Below are 2,167 nucleotides of genomic sequence, written 5' to 3'. Positions count from 1 at the left end.
AATAAGCGATAACCAAACCACAAAAGAGGTAACGCACAAGCTATTGATAAAAGATCATTTAGGTTCAACCCTAGCGGTCAGTGAAGTGAGCAGCAATGGTAACAATGCACGTATCACTCAAGCGTTCCGTTATGATCCATTTGGTCAACAATACGCATTACAAGCCAGTAAATTTGAAGTGTTTACTGGCTATATGCGCCAAGGCTTCACCGGCCATGAAATGCTCAATAATTTAAATGTTATTCATATGAACGGTCGGATCTACGATCCAACCTTGGGCAGGTTCTTGCAGGCTGATCCGCATATTCAAGCGCCGACAAATAGCCAAAGCTATAACCGCTATTCGTATGTGTTGAATAATCCGCTGAGTTATACCGATCCGTCAGGTTACTTCTTCAAGTCTTTGTTCAAAAAGTTAAACAAAGCTCTTGGGGATTTTGCCCCACTTCTAGGCATAGCATTGCTAGCGATACCGGGAGTCAGGGAGTGGACCTTGGCATCCGGTTGGCATGCAGCACTATTTGGATTTGGAACTGGAGGTGTGGCTACAGGAAGTCTGAAGGGCGCGTTGATAGGAGCATTTAGTGGTGCTGCATTCCATCATATTGGAGGGGCATTTACGGAAGCATCTGGATTTTTTGCTGAAGGTGGATTTGGGCACATAATTACGCATGGAGTTACAGGCGGTATAACCTCTGTTCTGTCAGGTGGAAAATTTGGGCATGGATTCTTCTCTGCTGGCTTTAGCAAGTTCGCAATGTCAAATGCAGGATTTAATTACAATGATATAAGCAGTGGTGCAATCATCGGAAGAACAGTCATCGCAGGAATTGTTGGCGGTACAGCATCAAAAATATCTGGTGGAAAGTTTGGCAATGGTGCAGCGACAGCCGCAATGGCTCAACTCTTTAATCAAGAAACGTCTAACTATAAAAATGTAACCGCTCAACGACCATACTCTGAAGATTTTTGGGAAGAGTATTTGAACTACGATGACTATGATACTGCTGCCGCTTGGGAGACTGTGGGGGGCAGTCTAGATGATGGATATGGACCATATTCCAATTCATGTGCTACAAGAGTTAGTCATGGTCTGAATCAAAGTGGGGCACCAATACCAAGGGGAGCGCCGGGCGCAAACTTAAACTTTGGTGGAGACAATGGCGGCCTTCGATATATCTTATCCGCTAGACAATTAGAAGTATATTTAGCCGACGCTTGGGGTACACCAGACTTTTCAAATGTTACGGTTGAACAGTTGTCTTCTTTGAGAACTTCTATGGCTCCGAATCAAGTTGCAATTGGTGTTTCTCCAGATCATGCTACAGTTTTAACTAATAGTTATAGCGATAAATACTGGGGACTTGCATCTGGCGGCTCCGTTTGGATTTTGCCAACTAAATCAAACTAGGTTAGGTGTTGAAAGCAATTCATATGAATAAATTAAAGTTAGCCAAATACCAAAGTATTTTTTGCTCAATGATGTTGTTGATTACAATAATTGGACTCTCTTCAAGTGCTTATTCCGCAACTGATTCATGTTCAATTTATTCAGGCACTGATGAATTTCTAATAGAAGCGAATGTAGGCAATGAAACACGATTCGAAAGTGTAATATTGAAGAAAACAGCCAGAAATAATCGCTGGTTGCTTCAGTTGCGTTTTGACAAGGGCTTATCTGTAATCAGCAGTAAAGATTTAACTATGGATGAACATATAAAACTCATAGATAACTTGCTTAAATGCACATCTAAATTGACTAAAGACCAGAGACTAATGAGATTAGATCTTCAGGTGGATTTTAAATTAGTAACAGATATTTATAGTTCAATCGTAAGTTCTGTTTCATCCTATGCATCGACTGAGGAAGGGAGTGTGTCACACAAAAACCTTGAAATTTTTAACCAAGTGTTGTCTGTAATCTCAGATTCAAACCTATTATTGGAAATATGTAGTCTAGCTTCGAAACACGGCTTGGTGTGTGATAAAGAGGTTCCCATTGGCATGAACCCTATTGCATTTAAAAAGGAATATTTGGGGCGTACATGGTCGTCCATAATTGATGATGAGGACTCAGCTATTGAGGTTGGACAATGGTTTGCGATAAGACTGAGAAAAAATTAGACGGTACATCCTTAAGTTTTAAGTTACATGAACCTAATTAGTT

At 40.8% G+C, this 2,167-nt stretch carries 2 protein-coding genes; both read left to right on the top strand.

The features are described from left to right. On the top strand, positions 1-1,411 hold a 1,411-nt coding region (locus CEX98_RS22440; protein WP_277948949.1), incomplete at its 5' end, for a T6SS effector amidase Tae4 family protein. A 23-nt stretch (positions 1,412-1,434) separates the two neighbouring features. After that, positions 1,435-2,124, top strand: a complete 690-nt coding sequence (locus CEX98_RS22435) for a hypothetical protein (protein WP_099644147.1) — start codon at positions 1,435-1,437, stop codon at positions 2,122-2,124. Positions 2,125-2,167 lie beyond the last annotated feature (43 nt).

It is taken from the genome of Pseudoalteromonas piscicida, assembly GCF_002744175.1.
Lineage (GTDB): Bacteria > Pseudomonadota > Gammaproteobacteria > Enterobacterales > Alteromonadaceae > Pseudoalteromonas > Pseudoalteromonas piscicida_B.
The sequence above is the reverse complement of the archived record's forward strand: the minus strand, read 5'-3'. Positions and strand labels throughout refer to the sequence as shown.